Raw genomic sequence first — 24,244 nt, 5'->3', positions numbered from 1 at the left:
TTCAATTAATAATATTAAAAAAAGCTAGTACCGATAGGTACTAGCCGAACACTTAAAAATGGATATACAATTTCATTTCTTTTTCTAAAGAACGAAGTTCTTCTTGTAATTTCTCTTGTTCATAGATTAAAGAGTATAGATCAATATCTTGAGTTTCCTCTTCACGCTTTACATATCTGGTAATATTAAGATTATAGTCATTACCCTTAATTTCACTAAAGCTGACAACGCGTGAAAGATTTTCCACATCATGTCTTTTATGATAAATATCAGATATTTGTTCAATATTTTCGACGGTTAAATAATTCCGTCCCTTTGATTTTAAGAAAAACATAGTTGAGTCAATAAACAATACATTTGAATCATTTCTATTTTTTTTGAAAATCAAAATCACCGTTGGTATATTAGTTGATAAAAATAAACGTTCAGGAAGACCAATAACAGCATCCAACAGATTCTCTTTAATTAAATTCTCTCTAATCAAAGCTTCACTTGCACCTCGAAATAAAACCCCATGCGGGGCAACAAGTGCCATCCGCCCTGTCTTATCTTTCATAGATGCAATCATATGCAAAATAAATGCATAATCCGCTTTGGATTGTGGTGGAATTCCTAGACCAAACCGACCAAATCTGTCTTTTAATGCCTCTTCATATCCCCAATTGGATACTGAAAATGGTGGGTTTGAAAGTACAACGTCAAACTTTTCTAGTTCGCCTTTAGAGTCATGAAATTTAGGATCCAGCAGGACGTCGCCCCATTTTATGCTACAGGAGTACACACCATGTAAAAACATATTAATACAAGCAACATTCCATGATGACTTCAATATCTCTTGGCCATATAATTTATAATCCTGAAACTGATTACGATATGCTATTTCTTGCATAGCTCTTAATAAAAGTGAGCCAGTGCCGCATGCTGGATCATAAATCGAATCACCTGGAACGGGTGTAACCAACTTAGATAACAATACCGAGACGCCATATGGCGTATAAAAACCACCACCTCTTAGACCTGCATCAGATGCAACTTTCTCAAATAAAAAACCACATATTGCCTTTATTCTATCATGGCCATTATTGTAACTATTAAATTGAAAGACTTTAGAATTGAGGGCATGCATTAACTCACTTAAAAAAGCCTCTCTCTCTTTACGAGGTCCAAGCTTGTCAGATGTAAAGTCTATATCTCTAAAGACATCTCTTTCACATTTGTAAAATTTCTGAAAAATAACTTCATCATAATAGCTGAGTGCCGTATTAATCCTTTCACCTATCCCTCTATCATTAACACCTGAATATATATAATTGAAACTCATATCCTCAGGGGTATTAGACAACAGCACCTTTAATTTCAAGTCATCATCAACCACTTTATCTTCATGGATATCACATATTAAATCAGATACATACTTTAGAAATAACAAAGAAAGCATGTAATCAAGAAACTGTATAGAATCCAAACTTCCTTTGTAAACACTGAATATGTCCCAAACTACATTTTTAATTTCTTTATCATCAACTGTTGACATAGTTAATTACCTTCTTTAAGCAGTTTGAAGCAAATATTGAGGTAGAGTAAGTTACCATTATTGATAATCTTCCTATGAATATCCCTTTGCTTTTCCCAGTTATTTTTTATTCTAACGACATTATTTTGAACCTCTATAGGAGGCAATTTAATCTCCATATCAGAAAGGGTTTTCAAGCTAACTTTAGTGATGTTAGTCCCCTCACTCATCCTGTTAAAATAATCCTGACCTAAAGGTGAATTAATGTACCATTGTAAATAATCTGGTAAAACATCATTCTCTTTGCATTTAATTATTGCGTTTTGATTACTTGTAACACTAGGTAGTTTTTTTGAACCCGTAAACATTCCAGCTGCAAAAACTGGCCCCCTCAAGCGTAAAAGAATGTCCCCGGCCTGGAGATAGTGTTTTTTAGGGTCAACCGGAGGAGATACTCTGGCAAGTTCATCCATACGCAAAAGCCCTTCTGTATCAATATCTTTCGTCTGTATTAAATAACACTTACCATCATCGCCAAGGTCTTTTATAGCCGTTTTAAACGGCATCCCTAAACGGATGTCTGCAATTTCTTCCAATCTAACGATAACGCTCATAGGCTTTTAGGGGAGAAGCCTCTCCCCTCTCCATTAGTTAGTTTTTAAAGTGATTGATTGCTTGATGTTCGTATCACCCGAGTGAACTTCCAAGTCCATTTGAAATGATAAGGCAGGCACAACGTATAAAAGTATTGCTAAAGGCGCCATACGGAGTCTTTTTGCAGTTGCATTTAACAGAGTAGGCTGGTATTTTTTAGTATTCATATTTTTCATTCCTCTTCGATTAGCGATTTCTATCAGAGTAATGAGAGTGAACTGTAGCCCCACTACATGGACACTCCCCTATCGTCGTAGGTAGCGTACTACCTAGCGATAGGGTAAATATACGTATGTGCACTCAATATTGCAAGAAGTACATAGCCTACTACGTGAGTAATTGTTCCAGTTACATACCGAAATACGAGTAAAGTCGCTGTTTTAATTGAACAATTTTTTTTTAGTTTTTTCGAAAATTAAACGGTTCTTCTCTGCTTTCTCGATTGGCATCCAAAAAATCAGCCCACCACTGCAACATCAACCTTCTTTCTCCCAGATGTTCAGCCTTATGGATATAAGCCGCCCGCACAGAGTTACGTTCCTGGTGGCTCATTTGCCGCTCCACTGCATCCCTCGACCACAATCCTGATTCAATCAGAGAACTGCAAGCCATCGTCCTGAAACCATGCCCACACACTTCCATTTTCGTGTCATAGCCCATCACTCGCAAAGCCTTGTTCACCGTATTCTCACTCATGGGTTTACACGGATCGTGATCACCTACAAAAATAAGCTCTCGGTTCCCATTCATTCTTTTGATCTTTTCCAGAATAGCTAAGGCCTGACGCGATAAGGGAACAAGATGGGGCGTCCGCATCTTTGAACCACGTTGAGAATGTTTAACACCTTCCAGTGGTTCACGCTCACCAGGAATCGTCCACATGGCCGTTTCAAAGTCTACTTCTGACCAACGGGCAAAACGCAGCTCACTTGAACGGATGAAGACCAACAAAGTCAGTTCAACAGCCAATCGAGTTAAGGGTCTGCCAGAATAGTGATCTATGCGATGAAGTAATTCTGGAATACGGTTCAGTTCAAGAGCAGCACGATGCTGTCTTTTCGCCGTAGCAACCGCACCGGCAATCTCTTGAGCGGGGTTGTAGTCGATTAACCCACTCTGCACAGCAAAGCGCATAATCGCGGTAGTACGCTGTTGTAAACGGGCGGCGACTTCAAGGCGTCCGGATGACTCGACAGCTTTGATGGGTACAAGTAGGTCTCGCGTTTTCAGTTCTGCAATGTTCCGCTTACCAATGGCAGCAAAGAGATTATCTTCGAGACTTTTTAATACACGAGCGCTATGCGATGCAGACCACTTTTGATTGCTGGCGTGCCAGTCTCTGGCTACCACTTCAAACGTTATTGCCTCTTGCTCCTGCTCTACCTTAACGACTTTCTTATTCTCACTGGGATCGACACTATTAGCTAACAGCTTACGGGCTTCATCCCTGCGTGCTCTGGCATCCGCCAACGAAACCTCAGGGTATTTCCCCAGCGCCAGCATCTTCTCTTTACCACCGAAGCGATAACGCAGTCGCCAATATTTGGAACCGTTAGGGTGAACCAGCAATACCATGCCGTCGCCATCAGTAAGTTTATAGGCTTTTGCTTCAGGCTTAGCCGAACGAACCTTCACATCACTCAGAGCCATGATGAGTATCCTTTCAAGGGTTCTGCGTGGGTACAAACATTATCGAACCGGGATATACCCGCAGTTGTACCCACATCAGTAAGTTGATGTAGATTGAATCAGGTTGACTTAGGTTGAGTGAAAAAGCGAGGAAAGCCTTGCGAATGCTGGATTTCAGGCACAAAAAAAGAAGTCCGTTGACGTCTATTGATGTTCCGATGGTGCCGAAGGCCGGACTCGAACCGGCACGTATTTCTACGGTTGATTTTGAATCAACTGCGTCTACCGATTTCGCCACTCCGGCACGGAAGGGATGCGGAAAACGTTGTGGATTATACCTGTCATGCGCCACCATGCAAGCGTCAGCGTGCGTATGGCTCGCTAAGTGTTGAAAATTTCAGCATTACCTTTCGGAGCTGCAATCAACATCACGGTTTAGCCCCCGCAATAACCTCCTTAAGCCCCCGTTCTGCGAAGCGTCCCGTTTCCCCATGCTCTACACTTCCAATTCAACACCACACTGAGGGAAACACGATGTCGATGATAAAAAGCTACGCCGCAAAATCGGCGGGCAGCGAACTCGAACTCTATGAATATGATGCGGGCGAGCTTAAGCCGGAAGATGTCGAGGTACAGGTCGATTACTGCGGTATCTGCCATTCCGATTTGTCGATGATCGACAACGAATGGGGGTTCTCTCATTATCCGCTGGTTGCCGGGCATGAGGTGATTGGTCGCGTGGCGGCGCTAGGCAGCGCGGTGCAGGATAAGGGTCTGAAAGTTGGCCAGCGCGTCGGCGTTGGCTGGACGGCGCGCAGCTGCGGGCATTGCGACGCCTGTATCAGCGGTAATCAGATTAACTGCCTGCAAGGTTCCGTTCCCACGATTCTCAATCGCGGTGGCTTTGCCGAGAAGCTGCGGGCCGACTGGCAGTGGGTGATCCCGCTGCCGGAAAGCATCGACCTGGCGGCGGCTGGCCCATTGCTGTGCGGCGGTATCACGGTGTTCAAACCGCTACTGATGCACCACATCACTGCCACCAGCCGCGTCGGGGTGATCGGTATCGGCGGCCTGGGGCATATCGCCATTAAACTGTTACACGCGATGGGCTGCGAGGTGACCGCGTTCAGCTCAAATCCGGCGAAAGAGCAGGAGGTACTGGCGATGGGAGCGGATAAGGTGGTCAACAGCCGCGATCCGGATGCGCTAAAAGCGCTGGCGGGCCAGTTCGATCTCATCATTAACACGGTTAACGTCGACCTCGACTGGCAGCCCTATTTTGAAGCGCTGGCCTACGGCGGTAATTTCCATACCGTCGGTGCGGTGCTGAAACCGTTGCCGGTGCCGGCATTTACCTTAATTGCCGGCGATCGTAGCATCTCCGGTTCGGCGACCGGTACGCCCTTCGAGCTGCGTAAACTGATGAAGTTTGCCGGGCGCAGCAAGGTGTCGCCGACCACCGAACTGTACCCGATGTCGCAAATTAACGAAGCTATCCAGCACGTGCGCGACGGCAAAGCCCGCTACCGCGTGGTGCTGAAAGCCGACTTCTGATGCAGGGCTCAGTCCCGCAAGGGGCTGGGCCTATTGCCCGCTACGAAACGCAAGCACCGCCTTGCGGCACTGTTCCGTCACATGCTCGATGTCATGGTTCACATCGATGCGGGCAATATCGCGTTCATCTTCCTGCGGACACTCCAGCGCGTCGAACTGGCTTTTTAACAAGCCCACCGGCATAAAATGCCCTGCCCGACGCTGCATGCGTGCCAGAATGGTCTCGTAATCACCATCCAGCCATAGAAAATGCACATTCGGGCTGCCCTGCCGCAATATATCGCGGTACTGTTTTTTTAATGATGAGCAGACAATAAATCCGGTCTCATTCTTTTTATATAAACTGTACGAGGCATCATTTAATCGCGCTAACCAGGGAAGTCTGTCCTCATCGGTTAATGGAATACCCTCAGACATTTTATCAATATTTTTGGCTGGATGAAGATCGTCGCCATCAATGAATTTAGCCGATAATACAGCGGCAATTTTGCTGCCAATTAAAGATTTACCGCTCCCCGAAACGCCCATTAAAATATAACTGTCCCCGGCCATCAAAAAACTCCAGATTTATATTCCATGAGGCGATACTACGCCTTGCACATTGCAGAATTCACCTTTTTTCGGCACGACCGCACAGATTTACAAGGCGCATCACGTTATGCGTAACATTGTAGTGTAACAATTTTCCGGCGTGACTTACTTCACAAATAATAATAATTAAAACCGTTTTAATGCTGTCGAGGTTACTACCTGACCAGTGAGGCATTTATGCAAGTCAAAACCCAATCCTGCGTTGTCGCGGGTAAGAAAACTGTTGCCATTACCGACCAAAATATTGAATGGGATAATAAAGGAACACTAGTAAAAATTACCCGCGGTGGTATTTGCGGTTCCGATTTACATTATTACCAGGAAGGGAAAGTCGGTAATTTCACTGTTAAAGCGCCGATGATTTTAGGCCATGAAGTTATTGGTAAAGTTGTGCACAGCGACTCCAAAGAATTATATGAAGGTCAGTCAGTGGCGATTAATCCGTCGAAGCCGTGCGGCCACTGTAAATACTGTTTGCAGCACGAAGAAAACCAGTGCACGAAAATGCGCTTTTTTGGTAGCGCCATGTATTTTCCCCATGTCGACGGCGGTTTTACCCGGTTTAAAACCGTCGATACCGCGCAGTGTATCCCCTACCCCCAAGAGGCCAATGAAAAAGTCATGGCCTTTGCCGAACCGTTAGCGGTCGCGATCCACGCCGCGCATGAAGCGGGCGACCTGCAGGGCAAGCGCGTGTTTATCTCCGGCGTCGGTCCTATCGGCTGCCTGATCGTCAGCGCGGTAAAAACGCTCGGTGCGGCAGAGATTGTCTGTGCTGATATCAGCCCACGTTCGCTGTCGCTTGCCCAGCAGATGGGGGCCGACACGCTGATTAATCCGCAGCAGGACTCGCTCGAGGAGTGGAAAAAAGAGAAAGGCTACTTCGACGTTAGCTTCGAAGTCTCCGGTCATCCGTCCTCAATCACCACCTGTCTGGAAGTGACCCGCGCAAAAGGCGTGATGGTGCAGGTCGGCATGGGCGGCGCGGTGCCGGACTTCCCGATGATGATGCTGATCGGCAAAGAGATCGCGCTCAAAGGTTCGTTCCGCTTTACCACTGAGTTCAACACCGCGGTGTCGTGGCTGGCAAATAACGTTATCGATCCGCTGCCGTTACTCAGCGCCGAATATCCATTTACCGAGCTTGAACAAGCGCTGATCTTCGCCGGGGACAAAACCCAGGCGGCAAAGGTCCAGCTCGTTTTTGCAGAAACAAAATAAGGAATAACATGATGAACGATCTTTTTTCACTGGACGGCAAAAACATTCTGATCACCGGTTCGGCTCAGGGTATTGGTTATTTACTGGCGACCGGCCTGGGTAAATATGGCGCGCAGATTATCGTCAATGATATTACGCCAGAGCGCGCGGAGACCGCCGTCGCCAAACTGCAGCAGGAAGGGATCCGCGCCGTTGCCGCGCCATTCAATGTTACGCAGAAACAGGACATTGATGCCGCCATCGAGCATATCGAAAAAGACATTGGCCAAATTGATGTGCTGGTGAATAACGCCGGTATCCAGCGCCGCCATCCCTTTACCGAGTTCCCGGAACAGGACTGGAACGATGTGATTGCCGTTAACCAGACGGCGGTGTTCCTGGTCTCGCAGGCGGTCACTCGCCGCATGGTGGAGCGCCAGGCCGGGAAGGTCATCAACATCTGTTCCATGCAGAGCGAACTGGGCCGCGACACCATTACGCCGTACGCTGCCTCGAAAGGCGCGGTAAAAATGCTCACCCGTGGGATGTGCGTTGAGCTGGCGCGCCACAATATCCAGGTCAACGGTATCGCGCCGGGCTACTTCAAAACTGAAATGACCAAAGCGTTGGTCGAGGATGAAGCCTTTACCTCCTGGCTGTGTAAACGTACGCCTGCCGCGCGCTGGGGCGATCCGCAGGAGCTGATCGGCGCGGCGGTATTCCTCTCTTCCAAAGCATCCGATTTTGTTAACGGGCACCTGTTGTTCGTCGATGGCGGCATGCTGGTCGCCGTCTGATACAACACAACGCAACATCACGCAGCGCCCAGGCGCTGCCTTACTGGCACCCTCCCGAAATCATTCGAGTTGCAGGACAAAATGCCAAAAGCATTTTGTCCTGCAACTTGAAGTATGACGGGGATATAAGAGAAACGATTATGCCATTAATAATAATTGCGGCAGGCGTCGCGCTGCTTCTGGTCCTGATGATTGGCTTTAAAGTTAACGGCTTTATTGCGCTGGTCCTGGTGGCGGCGGTCGTCGGTTTTGCCGAAGGGATGGATGCTCAGGCCGTTCTGCACTCTATACAAAATGGGATCGGCAGGACGCTCGGCGGGCTGGCGATGATCCTCGGGTTTGGCGCGATGCTCGGCAAGCTGATCTCCGATACCGGCGCAGCCCAGCGCATCGCCACCACGCTGATTGACACGTTCGGTAAGAAACGTGTGCAGTGGGCGCTGGTGATCACCGGTCTGGTCGTCGGTCTGGCGATGTTCTTCGAAGTCGGCTTTGTTCTGCTGCTGCCGCTGGTATTTACGGTGGTGGCCTCTTCAGGTCTGCCGCTGCTGTATGTCGGCGTGCCGATGGTGGCGGCGCTGTCCGTAACCCACTGTTTCCTGCCGCCGCATCCGGGCCCCACCGCGATTGCCACCATTTTCGAGGCCAATCTCGGCACCACCCTGCTGTACGGCTTTATTATTACCATCCCGACGGTAATTGTCGCCGGGCCGCTGTTTTCTAAACTGCTGACCCGCTTTGAGAAAGCGCCGCCGGAAGGGTTATTCAACCCGCATCTGTTCACCGAAGAAGAGATGCCGTCGTTCTGGAACAGTATCTTTGCGGCGGTTATCCCGGTCATACTGATGGCGGTGGCGGCGGTATGTGAAATTACGCTGCCGAAGTCCAACAGCGTGCGGGTATTCTTTGAGTTTATCGGCAACCCTGCGGTCGCCTTGTTTATCGCCATCGTGCTGGCCATTTTTACCCTTGGTCGACGTAACGGACGGACGATCGAGCAAATTATGGATATCATTGGCGACTCTATCGGCGCAATCGCGATGATTGTGTTCATCATTGCCGGGGGCGGTGCGTTTAAGCAGGTACTGGTCGACAGCGGCGTGGGGCAGTATATCTCGCACCTGATGACCGGCACGTCGCTCTCTCCGCTGCTGATGTGCTGGACGGTCGCCGCATTGCTGCGTATCGCGCTCGGTTCTGCGACCGTGGCGGCGATCACCACCGCAGGCGTGGTGCTGCCGATTATTAACGTTACTCACGCCGACCCGGCGCTGATGGTGCTGGCTACCGGCGCGGGCAGCGTGATTGCCTCCCACGTTAACGATCCGGGATTCTGGCTGTTTAAAGGCTATTTTAATCTCAGCGTTGGGGAAACATTGCGTACCTGGACGGTGATGGAGACGCTGATTTCCATTATGGGTCTGCTGGGCGTACTGGCGCTGAACGCCATCCTGCATTAAGACGGTCATCACCGGGGAGCACAGGTCAGCGCTCCCCGGCACGGGAGAGAAAATGAGGAACCACAGAATTTCTTTGCAAGATATCGCCACACTGGCGGGCGTGACCAAAATGACGGTGAGCCGCTACATTCGCTCGCCGAAAAAGGTCGCAAAGGAAACCGGTGAACGCATTGCGCAGATTATGGAGGAGATTAATTACATCCCCAACCGCGCGCCCGCGATGCTGCTGAATGCGCAAAGCTATACGCTCGGCGTGCTGATCCCCTCGTTTCAAAACCAGCTGTTCGCTGACATTCTGGCCGGTATTGAGTCGGTCACCTCGGACCATAACTATCAGACGCTGATCGCCAACTACAATTATGACCGGGAATCCGAGGAAGAGTCGGTGATCAACCTGCTGTCGTACAATATCGACGGCATTATTCTGTCCGAGAAATATCACACTCTGCGCACGGTTAAATTTTTGCGTTCAGCCAATATTCCGGTGGTCGAGCTGATGGATATTCAGGGTGACCGTCTGGACATGGAGGTGGGCTTTGATAACCGTCAGGCGGCGTTTGATATGGTCAGCACCATGCTGGATAAACGCCCACGCCGCAAAATCCTCTATCTGGGTTCGAAAGACGACGTCCGCGATGAACAGCGCTATCGCGGTTATTGCGATGCCATGACGCGGCGGGGTCTGTCACCGCTGCGCGTTAATCCGCGTTCTATTTCGTCCATTCATCTCGGCACCCAGATGATGCGGGACGCGCTCGCCGCGCATCCGGATTTAGACGGCGTCTTTTGCACCAACGACGATATTGCGATGGGCGCGCTGCTGCTGTGCCGCGAACGCGAGCTGGCCGTTCCGGAACAGATCTCGATTGCTGGTTTTCACGGACTGGAGATGGGGCGGCAGATGATCCCAAGCCTCGCCAGCGTGATCACCCCGCGTTTCGACATTGGCCGTATGGCGGCGCAAATGTTGCTGAGCAAAATCAAGAACAACGACCATAACCACAACACCGTGGATTTGGGGTATCAGATTTATCACGGCCATACGCTTTAAGATTTTTTATCTCCCTTGCTCATACTTTCTTTCATTCATATTGCCTATACTCCAGGCAGGATAAATGGAGGAAATCTCAATGAGCGCACCCCTGCTAGTCGCCCGCACGCCGGACACCGAACTGTTTTTACTCCCAGGCATGGCCAACCGTCACGGGCTGATTACCGGCGCGACCGGGACCGGTAAAACCGTCACGCTACAGAAACTGGCCGAATCGCTGTCTGAGATTGGCGTGCCGGTATTTATGGCCGACGTAAAAGGTGACTTAACCGGCGTAGCGCAGGAAGGACAAGCCTCTGAAAAGCTGCTCGCCCGCCTGAAAAACATCGGCATTACCGACTGGCAACCGCATGCGAATCCGGTCACGGTGTGGGATATCTTCGGCGAAAAAGGCCACCCGGTGCGGGCAACAGTATCTGACCTCGGGCCGCTGCTGCTGGCGCGTCTGCTGAACCTCAACGATGTGCAGTCCGGCGTGCTGGATATTATCTTCCGTATTGCCGATGACCAGGGTCTGTTGCTGCTCGATTTCAAAGATCTGCGGGCCATTACGCAGTACATCGGCGATAACGCTAAATCGTTCCAGAACCAGTACGGCAACATCAGCAGCGCCTCGGTGGGCGCTATCCAGCGCGGACTGCTGTCGCTGGAACAACAGGGAGCGGCGCACTTCTTTGGCGAGCCGATGCTGGATATCAAAGACTGGATGCGCACTGACGCCAGCGGTAAAGGGGTAATCAACATCCTCAGCGCCGAGAAGCTGTACCAGATGCCCAAACTGTACGCCGCCAGCCTGCTGTGGATGCTCTCCGAACTGTATGAACAACTGCCGGAAGCCGGCGATCTGGAAAAACCAAAACTGGTGTTCTTCTTCGACGAAGCCCATTTGTTGTTCAACGACGCCCCGCAGGTATTGCTGGATAAAATTGAACAGGTAATCCGCCTGATCCGCTCGAAAGGGGTCGGCGTGTGGTTCGTTTCGCAAAACCCGTCCGATATTCCGGACAACGTACTCGGGCAGTTGGGGAACCGCGTGCAACATGCCCTGCGCGCCTTCACGCCGAAAGATCAGAAAGCGGTGAAAACCGCGGCGCAAACTATGCGCGCCAATCCGGCATTTGATACTGAAAAAGCCATTCAGGAGTTGGGTACCGGCGAAGCGCTAATTTCCTTCCTCGATGCCAAAGGTAGCCCCTCAGTGGTGGAACGGGCGATGGTAATTGCGCCGTGCTCGCGCATGGGACCGGTAACCGACGACGAGCGCAACGGGCTGATTAATCACTCCTCATTGTATGGAAAATATGAGGAAGAGGTCGACCGTGAGTCCGCCTATGAGCGTTTACAGCAAGGCGTACAGGCCAGCACCGAGCAGCAAAATACGCCTCCCGCCAACGGTAAAGCGATCGACGTGGATGGCGGTATTCTCGGGGGGTTGAAAGATATTCTGTTTGGCAGCACCGGACCACGCGGCGGTAAGCGCGATGGCGTAGTACAGAGCGTGGCGAAAAGCGCGGCGCGACAGGTCACTAATCAGATAATTCGCGGCATGTTGGGAAGTTTGATGGGCGGCAGAAAACGCTAGCAGTGAAACGCCCCTCCCGCACTACGGGAGGGGCGGATATTACGACTTACGCAGCATCAACCACAGGCTTATCAGGAAGAAGCTGGCGCTAGGCAGCAACGCGCCGATAATCGGCGGAATGCCGTACACCAGCGTTAATGGGCCAAAGATTTGGTCCAGCACATAGAACACAAAACCGAAGCTAATCCCTGTCACCACGCGCACGCCCATCGGGACGCTACGCAGCGGGCCAAAGATAAACGACAGCGCCATCAGCATCATGACCGCCACTGACAACGGCTGGAAGACTTTGCTCCACATATTGAGCTGGTAACGTCCGGCGTCCTGGCCGCTCGACTTCAGATACTTCACGTAGTTATGCAGACCGCTAATCGAGAGCGCATCAGGATCCAGCGCGACGACGCCGAGCTTGTCGGGCGTAAGGTTGGTTTTCCAGGTCCCGCTCACCATCTGCGAACCAGTGATTTGCTTTGGATCGGTCAGGTTAGATTCATCCACCTGCGACAGACGCCACACCTTCTGCTCCGGGTCAAACGTCGCGCTCGCGGCATAGCGAACGGACTGCAAACGGCGTTTATCATTAAAGGAGTAGATACTAATTCCGCCTAACTCGGCGTCGCCTTTCACCCGCTCAATGTAGACAAAGCTGTCACCATCTTTCGCCCACAATCCCTGCTGCGTAGAGAGCAGCGAGCCACCGTACATCTGCTGGGCACGATAGTTACGCGCCATCTGTTCGCCCTGCGGCGCCACCCATTCACCGATGGCCATCGTCAACAGCACCAGCGGAATCGCGGTTTTCATTACCGACAGCGCCACCTGCATACGGGTAAATCCGGAAGCCTGCATCACCACCAGTTCACTACGCTGGGCCAACATGCCCAGCCCCAACAACGCGCCGAGCAGCGCCGCCATCGGGAAGAAAATCTGGATATCTTTTGGTGCGCTGAGCAGGGTATACAGCCCGGCGCCCATCGCATCGTAGCTCCCCTGCCCGGCTTTTTTCAGCTGGTCGACGAACTTGATGATCCCGGAGAGCGACACCAGCATGAACAACGTCATCATGATGGTGGTGAAAATGGTTTTACCGATATAGCGGTCAAGTACACCAAAGGGCTGCATTATACCGCTCCTTTACGCATAAAACGGGCACGCAAGCGGCGCATAGGCACCGTATCCCAGAGGTTAAGTACAATCGCCAGCGCCAGATACGCCAGGTTAACCGTCCACATCCAGAACACCGGATCCAGCTTACCTTTGCCGCCGTTCGACTTCAGGGATGTCTGGACCAGGAAGAACAGCAAATAGAGCAGCATGGCGGGCAGCATCGACAGTACGCGCCCCTGACGCGGGTTCACCACGCTCAGCGGTACGACCATCAGCGCCATCATAAATACGGTGAATACTAACGTGATACGCCAGGTCAGCTCCGCGCGAGCACGATCGTTGTCGGTCGTCCACAGCGTACGCATATCCATCTGGTCGGTATCGTTTGGATCCAGCGCCACAGCCTGATGGCCAATAATCGCCTGATAATCCTGGAAGTCAGTGATGCGGAAATCACGCAGCAGCGCAGTCCCTTCAAAGCGCGTGCCCTGGTTCAGCGTCACGACCTGGGAGCCATCGCGCATCTGGGTAAGATGTCCGGAATCAGCCACCACCACCGAAGGACGGGCATTACCTTTCGGGCGGATTTGCGCGAGGAATACATCTTTGAAGTTGCTGCCGTCAACGCTTTCGATAAACAGCACCGAACCGCCGTTAGTCGCCTGCTGGAATTGCCCCTGAGCAAGCGCAGCCATGCCGGGGTTAGCTTTCGCTTCCGCCAGCACTTCGTCCTGATGCCTGGAGGACCATGGTCCGGCCCACATCACGTTAACCGCCGCAATAATACTGGTAAACAACGCCAGCACCATCGCCGCTTTCACGAGCACAGCCTTGCTCAGCCCACAGGCGTGCATGACCGTAATTTCACTTTCGGTATACAGTTTGCCCAGCGTCATCAGCAGCCCGAGGAACAGGCTTAAGGGCAAGATAAGTTGCGCCATTTCTGGCACGCCCAGCCCCAGCAGCGAGAGCACCAGATTCGCCGGGATATCACCGTCAACCGCCGCACCAAGGATCCTGACTAACTTTTGACAAAAGAAGATCAAAAGCAGGATGAAAAGGATCGCAAGTTGGCTTTTGAGCGTTTCCCGAACCAGATATCTTATGATTATCACTTTAAATACGCCCGTAAAAACCCGTCTTTTGCCGGAATTTAGCTTGTTTCATGGCTTAAACGTCATTTATTCTCTTGAGTCGTCGAAATCGTCGCTAAGATCATTATACTCAACGGATCCACCTCTCAGAAATTGTTCTGACGTGCCAATGCCGTAATAACGTTAAGATTAACACGAAGTCACCGCAACAGCGGGAATGAGTTACGAAAGCTTGCAATTCTATCCGTAGCCACCGCCGTTGTCTTTAAGATTCAGGAGCGTAGTGCATGGAGTTCAGTGTAAAAAGCGGTAGCCCGGAGAAACAGCGGAGTGCCTGCATCGTTGTGGGCGTCTTTGAACCACGCCGCCTCTCTCCGATTGCAGAGCAGCTCGACAAGATCAGCGACGGGTACATCAGCGCACTGCTGCGTCGTGGCGAACTGGAAGGCAAACCGGGTCAAACCCTGTTGCTGCACCATGTTCCTAATGTCCTGTCTGAGCGAATTCTCCTCATCGGTTGTGGTAAAGAGCGTGAGCTTGATGAACGTCAGTATAAGCAGGTCATTCAGAAAACTATAAATACCCTGAATGATACAGGCTCGATGGAAGCCGTCTGTTTCCTGACTGAGCTGCACGTCAAAGGCCGCAATAACTACTGGAAAGTACGTCAGGCCGTTGAGACGGCCCAGGAAACGCTGTACAGCTTTGATCAGTTGAAGACTAACAAAAGCGAACCACGTCGTCCGCTGCGTAAAATGGTCTTCAACGTACCGACCCGCCGCGAACTGACCAGCGGTGAACGTGCCATTCAGCACGGCCTGGCGATTGCCGCCGGGATCAAAGCGGCAAAAGATCTCGGCAATATGCCGCCGAATATCTGTAACGCCGCCTACCTGGCTTCTCAGGCGCGTCAGTTGGCTGACAGCTATAGCAAAAATGTTGTCACTCGCGTCATCGGTGAGCAGCAGATGAAAGAGCTGGGCATGCACTCCTATCTTGCGGTCGGCAATGGTTCGCAAAATGAATCGCTGATGTCGGTGATTGAGTATAAAGGTGTCGAATCCGAAGACGTACGCCCGATCGTGTTGGTGGGTAAAGGGTTAACCTTTGACTCCGGCGGTATCTCCATCAAACCTGCCGAAGGTATGGATGAGATGAAATACGACATGTGCGGCGCGGCAGCGGTTTACGGCGTGATGCGCATGGTGGCGGAGCTACAGTTGCCAATCAACGTCGTCGGCGTACTGGCGGGCTGCGAAAACATGCCGGGCGGCCGCGCGTATCGCCCAGGCGATGTGCTGACGACCATGTCTGGTCAAACCGTTGAAGTACTGAACACCGATGCTGAAGGCCGTCTGGTACTGTGCGACGTGTTAACCTATGTCGAGCGTTTTGAACCGGAAGCGGTCATTGATGTGGCAACGCTGACCGGCGCGTGCGTGATTGCATTGGGCCATCACATCACCGGCCTGATGTCGAACCACAATCCGCTGGCGCACGAGCTGATCGGTGCTTCCGAGCAGGCGGGCGACCGCGCGTGGCGTCTGCCGTTGGGTGATGAATTTCAGGAACAGCTGGAGTCCAACTTTGCGGATATGGCTAACATCGGCGGCCGTCCTGGCGGTGCTATCACCGCGGGCTGCTTCCTGTCGCGCTTTACCCGTAAATATAACTGGGCGCACCTGGACATCGCGGGTACCGCATGGCGTTCCGGTAAAGCCAAAGGCGCCACCGGTCGTCCGGTAGCGCTGCTGTCGCAGTTCCTGCTCAATCGCGCCGGATTTAACGGCGACGAGTAATGTGTAAATGCCGGATGGCGCTACGCTTATCCGGCCTACAAAGCAGTAAGCTGTAGGTCTGATAAGACGCGCGAGCGTCGCCATCAGGCGAAAAGGCCGGGTCACCCGGCCTTGTATTTAAATCCACCACAAGAAGCCCCATATATGAAGAATGCGACGTTCTATCTTCTGGATAATGACACTACCGTTGATGGCTTAAGCGCCGTCGAGCAACTGGTGTGTGAAATTGCCGCAGAACGTTGGCGTGCTGGCAAGCGTGTGCTGATCGCCTGCGAAAACGAAAAGCAGGCCTTTCGCCTTGATGAAGCCCTGTGGGCAAGACCGGCAGAAAGCTTCGTGCCGCATAATCTGGCGGGTGAAGGTCCCAGAGGCGGCTCGCCGGTAGAGATTGCCTGGCCGGAAAAACGCAACAGCAGCCCGCGCGACCTGCTGATCAGTTTGCGCGTTGGCTTTGCAGATTTTGCCACCGCTTTCACAGAAGTGATAGACTTCGTCCCTTACGAAGATTCTTTGAAACAATCGGCACGCGATCGCTACAAAGCATACCGCGTGGCTGGTTTTAACCTGAATACGGCAACCTGGAAATAATGGAAAAGACATATAACCCACAAGATATCGAACAGCCGCTTTACGAGCACTGGGAAAAGCAGGGCTATTTCAAACCTAACGGCGATGAAAGCAAAGAGTCCTTCTGCATCATGATCCCGCCGCCGAACGTCACCGGCAGTTTGCATATGGGTCATGCTTTCCAGCAAACCATCATGGACACCATGATCCGCTACCAGCGCATGCAGGGCAAAAACACCCTGTGGCAGGCCGGTACCGACCACGCGGGTATCGCGACCCAGATGGTGGTTGAGCGTAAGATTGCCGCTGAAGAAGGTAAAACTCGTCACGACTACGGTCGCGAAGCGTTTATCGACAAAATCTGGCAGTGGAAAGCGGAATCTGGCGGCACCATTACCCGTCAGATGCGCCGTCTCGGCAACTCCGTTGACTGGGAGCGCGAGCGCTTCACCATGGACGAAGGTCTTTCCAATGCCGTGAAAGAAGTCTTTGTTCGCCTGTACAAAGAAGACCTGATTTACCGTGGCAAACGCCTGGTGAACTGGGATCCGAAACTGCGCACCGCCATCTCTGACCTGGAAGTGGAAAACCGCGAGTCCAAAGGCTCAATGTGGCACATCCGCTATCCGCTGGCCGACGGCGTGAAGACCGCAGACGGTAAAGATTACCTGGTCGTCGCTACCACTCGTCCGGAAACTATTCTCGGGGATACCGGCGTGGCCGTTAACCCGGAAGATCCGCGCTACAAAGATCTGATCGGTAAATTCGTTGTCCTGCCGCTGGTTGACCGCCGTATTCCGATCGTGGGCGACGAACACGCCGACATGGAAAAAGGCACCGGCTGCGTGAAGATCACCCCGGCGCACGACTTTAATGACTACGAAGTCGGGAAACGTCACGGCCTGCCGATGATCAACATTCTGACCTTTGACGGCGACATCCGTGAAACTGCGGAAGTGTACGACACCAAAGGCGAAGAGTCCGACGTTTACTCCAACGCGATTCCGGCTGAATTCCAGAAGCTGGAACGCTTTGCCGCGCGTAAAGCGATCGTCGCAGCCGTTGACGCCCTGGGTCTGCTGGAAGAGATCAAACCGCACGACCTGACCGTTCCTTACGGCGACCGTGGCGGCGTGGTTATCGAACCGATGCTGACCGACCAGTGGTACGTCCGTGCCGACGTGCTGGCGAAACCGGCGGTTGAAGCCGTTGAAAACGGCAGCATTCAGTTCGTGCCTAAGCAGTACGAAAACATGTACTTCTCCTGGATGCGTGATATTCAGGACTGGTGTATCTCTCGTCAGCTGTGGTGGGGTCACCGTATCCCGGCATGGTACGACAACGACGGCAACGTTTATGTAGGCCGTACCGAAGACGAAGTGCGTCAGGAAAACAACCTCGGCGCCGACGTTGCGCTTCGTCAGGACGAAGACGTTCTCGACACCTGGTTCTCCTCCGCGCTGTGGACTTTCTCCACCCTCGGCTGGCCGGAAAACACCGACGCGCTGCGTCAGTTCCACCCAACCAGCGTGATGGTTTCCGGCTTCGACATCATCTTCTTCTGGATTGCCCGCATGATCATGATGACCATGCACTTCATCAAAGATGAAAACGGCAAGCCGCAGGTGCCGTTCCATACCGTCTACATGACCGGTCTGATCCGTGACGACGAAGGCCAGAAGATGTCCAAATCCAAGGGTAACGTCATCGACCCGCTGGATATGGTCGACGGCATCTCCCTGCCGGAACTGCTGGAAAAACGTACCGGCAACATGATGCAGCCGCAGCTGGCTGAGAAGATTGCCAAACGTACCGAGAAGCAGTTCCCGAACGGCATTGAGCCGCACGGCACCGACGCCCTGCGCTTTACCCTGGCGGCGCTGGCATCGACCGGTCGCGACATCAACTGGGATATGAAGCGCCTGGAAGGTTACCGTAACTTCTGTAACAAGCTGTGGAACGCCAGCCGCTTTGTGCTGATGAACACTGAAGGTCAGGATTGCGGCTTCAACGGCGGCGAAATGACCCTGTCGCTGGCAGACCGCTGGATCCTGGCTGAATTCAACCAGACCGTTAAAGCGTACCGCGAAGCGCTGGATAACTTCCGCTTCGACATCGCCGCGGGCATTCTGTACGAATTCACCTGGAACCAGTTCTGTGACTGGTATCTGGAGCTGACCAAACCGGTGATGACCGGAGGTTCCGAGTCTGAACTGCGCGGCACCCGCAATACGCTGGTCACCGTGCTGGAAGGTCTGCTGCGCCTGGCGCACCCGATCATCCCGTTCATCACCGAAACTATCTGGCAGCGCGTGAAGGTCATTTGCGGTATTACCGCCGACACCATCATGCTGCAGCCGTTCCCGGAATATAACGCCGCGCAGGTTGATGAAGCCGCGTTGGCCGATACCGAATGGCTGAAGCAGGCGATCGTCGCCGTACGTAATATCCGTGCGGAAATGAACATCGCGCCGGGCAAACCGCTGGAGCTGCTGCTGCGTGGTTGCAGCGCTGACGCGATGCGTCGTGTGAACGACAACCGTAGCTTCCTGCTGAACCTGGCGCGTCTGGAAAGCATCACCGTGCTGCCTGCCGATGACAAAGGTCCGGTTTCCGTGACCAAAATCATCGACGGCGCCGAACTGCTGATCCCGATGGCTGGCCTCATCAACAAAGAAGATGAGCTGGCGCGTCTGGCGAAAGAAGTGGCGAAAATCGAAGGTGAGATTGCCCGTATCGAAGGCAAACTTTCCAACGAAGGTTTCGTCGCTCGTGCGCCGGAAGCGGTGATCGCCAAAGAGCGTGAGAAGCTGGACGGTTACGCGGAAGCCAAAGCGAAACTGATTGAGCAGCAGGCGGTTATCGCCGCGCTGTAATCATCGTGCCCGTATATTTGCCGGATGGCGCTGCGCTTATCCGGCCAACGGGCAGCGTCAACGTAGGTCGGATAAGCGTAGCGCATCCGACACCACTGACGAATAAAAAGCCTCTGAGCGTGTGCATCAGAGGCTTTTTATTGAATTATCATCGCTTGCACTTCCCCTCCCCGCAGTGTTATTAACTGCATATGTTCCACGTTTCTGTCATGAGTTCGCTATGAGTGTTACTACCCCTGTCTTTGCGACGCTGCGTCGTCTTACCGCCGACGATAACGCCGCCATCGCCCGCGTTATCCGCCAGGTTTCCGCCGAATACGGGCTTACCGCTGATAAAGGCTATACCGTGGCCGACCCAAATCTGGATGAACTGTTCCAGGTTTACAGCCAGCCGGGCGCAGCCTATTGGGTCGTTGAGCAGAATGGTCAGGTGGTGGGCGGCGGCGGCGTCGCGCCGTTAGGCTGTAGCGAGCCGGACATTTGCGAGCTGCAGAAGATGTATTTCCTGTCGAGCGTACGCGGCCAGGGGCTGGCGAAAAAGCTGGCGTTGATGGCGCTGGATCACGCCCGTGAGCAGGGTTTTAAGCAGTGCTATCTGGAAACGACCGCGTTTCTGACCGAGGCTATTCGCCTGTATGAACATTTAGGCTTTGAGCACATCAGCGAAGCGCTGGGCTGTACCGGGCATGTGGATTGTGAAGTGCGGATGTTAAAGCCCCTCTGACCTTACGCCGAGGGGCCATATTGACCTTACTGCATCTCAGCCGAAAGCATCAGACGAATCACGCCGGCCGAACGCGCGGTCGGCAGCTTCAACACCTGTGACCAGAGATCCTGCACTATCTCACAGGCAATCTTCTCTTTGCCGACAGCTTTAGTCGGATCGGCCATGATTTGAATATCCGGTCCATAGCGCTGTACCAGGCCAGGGCTGATGCTTTGCAGGTCCTGAAGCGCCAGTTGCTTTTCCTCTGCCGTAACCGTATGTTTTTTCGGTCCGTGAGAGGCGTACATCATGCTCATGTCACTCGCCATACGACGATCCATGATCTCACGCGGAACAAGACGTGCCGGGTTAATCCCACCTTTTACCGCCGGAAACAGGAAGCGGAAGCATTCGTCATCACCTATTTTGGCCACAGCGGCGATCTGCTCAAGATTAATTTTCATATATTCAATGACATTGGCATCAGGAGCTTGCTGCAATCGTGCCATTTGCAACTGAAGAATCTGCGGCTGTATCGCGTCGATAACCTGCTGTTCACTGCTCCCTGCTTTTTTCATCTGCGCTGCCTGGCTGATTATTTTTTGCGTCAGCGCAGGCTCCTGTTCCTTAATCACCTGAAACGCCGGATTAGAGAGCATCGCCTTTTCAAACTGCTGCTCTTCGGTCAGACCATAATCCGGGTTTTCACGTGGGATCATGTAGTGCACATCAAACAGATTCCACGCAATAATCGCCACCACAAAGACCACCGCGCCAGAGATCTTGCCCAGCCACCCTTTTTTACGGAACATGCCAACGACGATGGCAATCACCACCCCGATATAGCCTGCTAACAATACGTGAGCCCAGTTCATTAACCATCCTTATGCAAAACAATCTCGAGTAAGGAGATATATTTCCCCCTTCGTGTATTTTGATTATTACGGCAGCGGCGGGCGATTTCCAGCCACCAGATTTTGCTAGCAGAAATGGGGAAGAGGTAAAACGCGCGATGATTGAACACCGCGCGTCACAGAAGGAATCAAGCCGGTATGCCGCTGTGAAAGCGGAACTCGTCGTCAGGGGAGGTAATCAGCGCGGCTTCGACTTCGCCAAAAAACTGCACCCGGTCGCTGATATCGTCAGCAGAAACCTGCTGCGCCAGCGCCAGATAATCCTGATAGTGCCGAGCCTCGGATCGCAGCAGCGACAGGTAAAACGCCTGCAAATCCGCCTCCAGATACGGCGCCAGCGCGGCAAACCGTTCACAGGAACGGGCTTCGATATACGCTCCGCAAATCAGCTTGTCGATCAGCGTCAGCGGCTCGTGGGTGCGAACCTCTTTGAGCATACCTTTGGCGTAACGACTGGCGGTAATTTTGATGTAAGGGATATTGCGGATCGTCATCGCCTCGCGTACCTGCGAGAAGTGATGCAGCTCTTCTTTGATCAGCAACACCATGCTGTCGATAAGCTTTCGTCCCCACGGGTCGTCGGTTTGCGGCATAACGCTTTTGCTTATCTGTTTATTCAGTGCGATAAAATCCGGCTCATCCCCTTCCCTGAAAGCAAAGGCTTCATAGGGTTTTAGCCAGTCCAGCAGCGCCTGCGATCCCTGTTTATCCGCGGCATACTTACGCACCAGCAGCATTGCCGTTTGCGCCGCTTTCAGTTCGCAGACGAGGTGATCGGTCAGTAACAGCGGCAGATTCGCCGGGTCTCGCGCTTTATCAAGCCAGGCCTGAGGCGTTTTACATTGCAGGAAGTTGTGGATCGGGGAGAGTATTTGCGGGTAATCCATACGTTGTCCTTGGCCTGCGGCAGCCTGGGCTACCGCAGGTCAGCAGATGACTTAGTGACGCACGCCGTCATCATCTTCGTCGACGAAGTCTTCATCGTCGCCATCTTCACCTTCTTCGCCGTTCGGGTCTTCAAAATAGGTTCCCCAACCGTCGTATTCCACTTCAAATTTTTCAGCAAGGTTCATCAGTTGCTCAACCTGAGCGTCAATCAGCTCGGCATTCAGGGCGCATTCGCTGAGGATGTCACAACAAATAACCGTGTCGCCTTCTTCGACTTCAAGCTCTTCCGGCTCGGTCACTTCATAACCCAGCTTGAAGGCTTCTACTGCCGCTTTTTCCAGGGTTTCAAAGTCGTCCGCGGAAAGGTGATGCTCGATAGTGTACAGCGCGTCTGGATCGCTGCCATCTTCGAGTAACTCTTCAATAATCAAGCGTGTTTCTTCACGCTGCTCTTCCAGTAGTTCCGGGTTTGCCATGGCTCGTTCCTCATAATGTCCTGCCGATACTCTTATTGTCACATACCGCTGTCATTGCCTCCACCTTTCCAGGAAAGATTTGTTAAACAAGGTTGCAAATGAATAAACATCCATATAAATTGAATTTTAATTCAATAAATGGCTTAAGCCATGTGAGGAAACCATGTCTACGTTTTATCAGAAGCACTTTTTGAAACTGCTTGATTTCACCTCTGCTGAACTCACGTCACTGCTCAAGCTCGCCGCGCAGCTCAAGGCAGATAAGAAAAACGGCACCGAGGTCGCTCAACTCACCGGTAAAAATATCGCGCTCATCTTCGAAAAAGACTCGACTCGTACTCGTTGCTCTTTCGAAGTTGCCGCATACGATCAGGGCGCTCGCGTAACGTATCTCGGGCCAAGCGGCAGCCAGATTGGGCATAAAGAGTCGATTAAAGATACCGCCCGCGTACTCGGCCGCATGTACGACGGTATTCAGTATCGGGGTCACGGTCAGGAAGTGGTGGAAACGCTGGCGGAATATGCCGGGGTGCCGGTGTGGAATGGATTAACTAACGAGTTTCATCCCACCCAGTTACTGGCGGATCTGTTAACTATGCAGGAACACCTGCCGGGTAAAGCATTTAATGAGATGGCGTTGGTCTACACCGGCGATGCCCGTAACAATATGGGCAATTCGATGCTGGAAGCCGCCGCGTTAACCGGGTTAGATCTGCGTCTGGTTGCGCCGCAGGCCTGCTGGCCGGATGAGAGTCTGGTGGCAGAATGCAAAGCGCTGGCACAGAAAAACGGTGGCAATATTACGCTGACGGAAGATGTCGCCACGGGCGTAAAAGGTGCAGACTTCATCTACACCGACGTATGGGTGTCAATGGGCGAAGCGAAAGAGAAGTGGGCCGAGCGTATTGCGCTGCTGCGCAAATATCAGGTAAACAGCGCGATGATGGCGCTCACCGGCAATCCGCAGGTTAAATTTCTGCACTGCCTGCCCGCGTTCCATGACGATCAAACCACGCTTGGCAAACAAATGGCGCAACAGTACGGTTTGCACGGCGGGATGGAAGTGACCGACGACGTCTTTGAGTCACCCGCCAGCATCGTATTTGATCAGGCGGAAAACCGGATGCACACCATTAAAGCAGTAATGGTGGCGACGCTTTCCAAATAATAGCGTTGCGTGATTGATTTGCCGGATGGCGATGCTCAGCATCTTATCCGGCCTACAACCGCGCTACCGTAGGCCGGGCAAGGCGAAGCCGCCCCCCGGCAAATACGCTTATTCCACCCGCAATTTCACCACCGCTTTGCGTACCAGCGCCGGAGCGCCGACTGCGCACAGCGGTTTATGCACTTCCCCCGGATAGAACACCACAAAGTCACCTTCGTTCAGCACCACCGTTTTCTCCTGTGCCCCTTCCGGCAGGAAGGCAATGTCTTTATCCGCCAGCCAGTCAGTTTCCGGCGCGCCCGCAGGCTGCGTACTGAAGGTCATGCCTTCCTGCCCTTTGAGCAGGATCTGAATATCCAGATAGCGGGCATGGTACTCGGCACGGCGCTGTGCAAACGGCTCCGTCATATCTTCGGCAATCAGATAAAACAGGCGATCGCCATCGATGTCATGCTTACCCTTTTCCGTCGCATCCGTAACATGCGTTTTAATGTGCTCAATCGCCTGACGCAGCTCTTCCGGCAGCCAGGCACCCAGGTTGTGAATATTGCCGACAATCATCTCAAACCCCTTTATTAAAACATCGTTTCATTTTTGTTGTTATACGAAAAAACGGCC

24 protein-coding genes and 1 tRNA gene are annotated in these 24,244 nt (G+C 52.3%); 12 read left to right on the top strand and 13 right to left on the bottom strand.

The window, feature by feature from the left end:
• Positions 1-52 precede the first annotated feature (52 nt).
• From OGV69_RS25135 to OGV69_RS25115, 5 genes are all read right to left on the bottom strand, one after another.
• Entirely contained in the window at positions 53-1,534 is a 1,482-nt protein-coding gene (locus OGV69_RS25135; RefSeq protein WP_069324785.1) for a type I restriction-modification system subunit M, read from the bottom strand.
• 2 nt (positions 1,535-1,536) lie between these two features.
• Complete coding sequence (locus OGV69_RS25130; RefSeq protein WP_069324784.1) at positions 1,537-2,127, bottom strand: restriction endonuclease subunit S; 591 nt, start codon at positions 2,125-2,127, stop codon at positions 1,537-1,539.
• A 33-nt stretch (positions 2,128-2,160) separates the two neighbouring features.
• Complete coding sequence (locus OGV69_RS25125) at positions 2,161-2,334, bottom strand: hypothetical protein (RefSeq protein ID WP_158698693.1); 174 nt, start codon at positions 2,332-2,334, stop codon at positions 2,161-2,163.
• A gap of 232 nt (positions 2,335-2,566) precedes the next feature.
• The gene (locus OGV69_RS25120) at positions 2,567-3,817 is read right to left on the bottom strand and encodes a tyrosine-type recombinase/integrase (RefSeq protein WP_069324783.1); all 1,251 of its coding nucleotides are present in this window, start codon (positions 3,815-3,817) and stop codon (positions 2,567-2,569) included.
• 198 nt (positions 3,818-4,015) lie between these two features.
• Positions 4,016-4,100, bottom strand: a tRNA-Leu gene (locus tag OGV69_RS25115).
• Between the two features lie 230 nt (positions 4,101-4,330).
• On the opposite strand from OGV69_RS25115, the gene ahr reads away from it, so the two are divergent.
• On the top strand, positions 4,331-5,350 hold the full coding sequence (ahr, locus tag OGV69_RS25110) for an NADPH-dependent aldehyde reductase Ahr (protein WP_069324782.1): 1,020 nt from the start codon (positions 4,331-4,333) through the stop codon (positions 5,348-5,350).
• A 30-nt stretch (positions 5,351-5,380) separates the two neighbouring features.
• Here the strand turns inward: ahr and idnK are convergent, their stop codons facing one another.
• Positions 5,381-5,902, bottom strand: a complete 522-nt coding sequence (gene idnK / locus OGV69_RS25105) for a gluconokinase (RefSeq protein WP_069324781.1) — start codon at positions 5,900-5,902, stop codon at positions 5,381-5,383.
• Positions 5,903-6,118: 216 nt separating this feature from the next.
• Here idnK and idnD point away from each other — a divergent pair, with 216 nt between their 5' ends.
• The 5 genes from idnD (at position 6,119) to OGV69_RS25080 (ending at position 12,031) form a co-directional block, all read left to right on the top strand.
• A complete protein-coding gene (gene idnD, locus OGV69_RS25100) occupies positions 6,119-7,162 on the top strand; it encodes an L-idonate 5-dehydrogenase (RefSeq protein ID WP_069324780.1) in 1,044 nt (347 codons plus the stop codon).
• 11 nt (positions 7,163-7,173) lie between these two features.
• Positions 7,174-7,938, top strand: coding sequence for a gluconate 5-dehydrogenase (gene idnO, locus OGV69_RS25095; RefSeq protein ID WP_069324779.1), 765 nt, complete (start codon positions 7,174-7,176; stop codon positions 7,936-7,938).
• Positions 7,939-8,078: 140 nt separating this feature from the next.
• The gene (gene idnT / locus OGV69_RS25090) at positions 8,079-9,398 is read left to right on the top strand and encodes a gnt-II system L-idonate transporter (protein ID WP_286469544.1); all 1,320 of its coding nucleotides are present in this window, start codon (positions 8,079-8,081) and stop codon (positions 9,396-9,398) included.
• A 52-nt stretch (positions 9,399-9,450) separates the two neighbouring features.
• Entirely contained in the window at positions 9,451-10,449 is a 999-nt protein-coding gene (gene idnR / locus OGV69_RS25085; RefSeq protein ID WP_038636791.1) for a DNA-binding transcriptional regulator IdnR, read from the top strand.
• Between the two features lie 79 nt (positions 10,450-10,528).
• Positions 10,529-12,031, top strand: a complete 1,503-nt coding sequence (locus OGV69_RS25080) for a helicase HerA-like C-terminal domain-containing protein (RefSeq protein WP_069324778.1) — start codon at positions 10,529-10,531, stop codon at positions 12,029-12,031.
• Between the two features lie 39 nt (positions 12,032-12,070).
• Here the strand turns inward: OGV69_RS25080 and lptG are convergent, their stop codons facing one another.
• The 3 genes from lptG to OGV69_RS25065 form a co-directional block, all read right to left on the bottom strand.
• Positions 12,071-13,153, bottom strand: a complete 1,083-nt coding sequence (lptG, locus tag OGV69_RS25075) for an LPS export ABC transporter permease LptG (protein ID WP_038636788.1) — start codon at positions 13,151-13,153, stop codon at positions 12,071-12,073.
• Positions 13,153-14,253 (bottom strand): LPS export ABC transporter permease LptF, encoded by a 1,101-nt coding sequence (gene lptF / locus OGV69_RS25070; RefSeq protein WP_038636786.1) that lies wholly within the window; start codon positions 14,251-14,253, stop codon positions 13,153-13,155. The genes lptG and lptF overlap by 1 nt, the downstream gene beginning before the upstream one ends.
• Before the next feature lie 62 nt (positions 14,254-14,315).
• Positions 14,316-14,366, bottom strand: a complete 51-nt coding sequence (locus OGV69_RS25065) for a hypothetical protein (protein ID WP_212723231.1) — start codon at positions 14,364-14,366, stop codon at positions 14,316-14,318.
• A gap of 153 nt (positions 14,367-14,519) precedes the next feature.
• On the opposite strand from OGV69_RS25065, the gene pepA reads away from it, so the two are divergent.
• The 4 genes from pepA (at position 14,520) to OGV69_RS25045 (ending at position 20,198) form a co-directional block, all read left to right on the top strand.
• A complete protein-coding gene (gene pepA / locus OGV69_RS25060; protein ID WP_038636783.1) occupies positions 14,520-16,031 on the top strand; it encodes a leucyl aminopeptidase in 1,512 nt (503 codons plus the stop codon).
• A gap of 144 nt (positions 16,032-16,175) precedes the next feature.
• Entirely contained in the window at positions 16,176-16,619 is a 444-nt protein-coding gene (gene holC / locus OGV69_RS25055; protein WP_038636780.1) for a DNA polymerase III subunit chi, read from the top strand.
• Positions 16,619-19,474 carry a valine--tRNA ligase gene (locus OGV69_RS25050; protein ID WP_038636776.1) on the top strand — a complete coding sequence of 952 codons (2,856 nt, stop codon included), beginning with the start codon at positions 16,619-16,621 and terminating at the stop codon, positions 19,472-19,474. Before holC ends, OGV69_RS25050 begins: the two co-directional genes overlap by 1 nt.
• Before the next feature lie 220 nt (positions 19,475-19,694).
• Positions 19,695-20,198: a GNAT family N-acetyltransferase gene (locus OGV69_RS25045; RefSeq protein ID WP_038636772.1), complete on the top strand. Its 504-nt coding sequence runs from the start codon at positions 19,695-19,697 to the stop codon at positions 20,196-20,198.
• 26 nt (positions 20,199-20,224) lie between these two features.
• Here OGV69_RS25045 and OGV69_RS25040 read toward each other — a convergent pair whose 3' ends face one another.
• From OGV69_RS25040 to rraB, 3 genes are all read right to left on the bottom strand, one after another.
• Entirely contained in the window at positions 20,225-21,055 is an 831-nt protein-coding gene (locus tag OGV69_RS25040) for a topoisomerase II (protein WP_069324776.1), read from the bottom strand.
• A gap of 167 nt (positions 21,056-21,222) precedes the next feature.
• Positions 21,223-21,981, bottom strand: a complete 759-nt coding sequence (gene miaE, locus OGV69_RS25035; protein WP_038636766.1) for a tRNA isopentenyl-2-thiomethyl-A-37 hydroxylase MiaE — start codon at positions 21,979-21,981, stop codon at positions 21,223-21,225.
• A 51-nt stretch (positions 21,982-22,032) separates the two neighbouring features.
• Complete coding sequence (gene rraB, locus OGV69_RS25030) at positions 22,033-22,458, bottom strand: ribonuclease E inhibitor RraB (RefSeq protein WP_005134179.1); 426 nt, start codon at positions 22,456-22,458, stop codon at positions 22,033-22,035.
• Between the two features lie 98 nt (positions 22,459-22,556).
• Here rraB and argL point away from each other — a divergent pair, with 98 nt between their 5' ends.
• Both argL and argF read left to right on the top strand, forming a co-directional pair.
• Positions 22,557-22,652 (top strand): putative translational regulatory protein ArgL, encoded by a 96-nt coding sequence (argL, locus tag OGV69_RS25420; RefSeq protein WP_371414783.1) that lies wholly within the window; start codon positions 22,557-22,559, stop codon positions 22,650-22,652.
• Positions 22,622-23,626: an ornithine carbamoyltransferase gene (gene argF, locus OGV69_RS25025; RefSeq protein WP_069324775.1), complete on the top strand. Its 1,005-nt coding sequence runs from the start codon at positions 22,622-22,624 to the stop codon at positions 23,624-23,626. The genes argL and argF overlap by 31 nt, the downstream gene beginning before the upstream one ends.
• Before the next feature lie 108 nt (positions 23,627-23,734).
• Here argF and OGV69_RS25020 read toward each other — a convergent pair whose 3' ends face one another.
• A complete protein-coding gene (locus tag OGV69_RS25020) occupies positions 23,735-24,187 on the bottom strand; it encodes a YhcH/YjgK/YiaL family protein (protein WP_038636759.1) in 453 nt (150 codons plus the stop codon).
• Positions 24,188-24,244: the final 57 nt, after the last annotated feature.

The organism is Citrobacter sp. Cc139, from assembly GCF_030334645.1.
Classification (GTDB): domain Bacteria; phylum Pseudomonadota; class Gammaproteobacteria; order Enterobacterales; family Enterobacteriaceae; genus Citrobacter; species Citrobacter werkmanii.
This window is presented reverse-complemented; position numbering and strand designations above follow the sequence as displayed.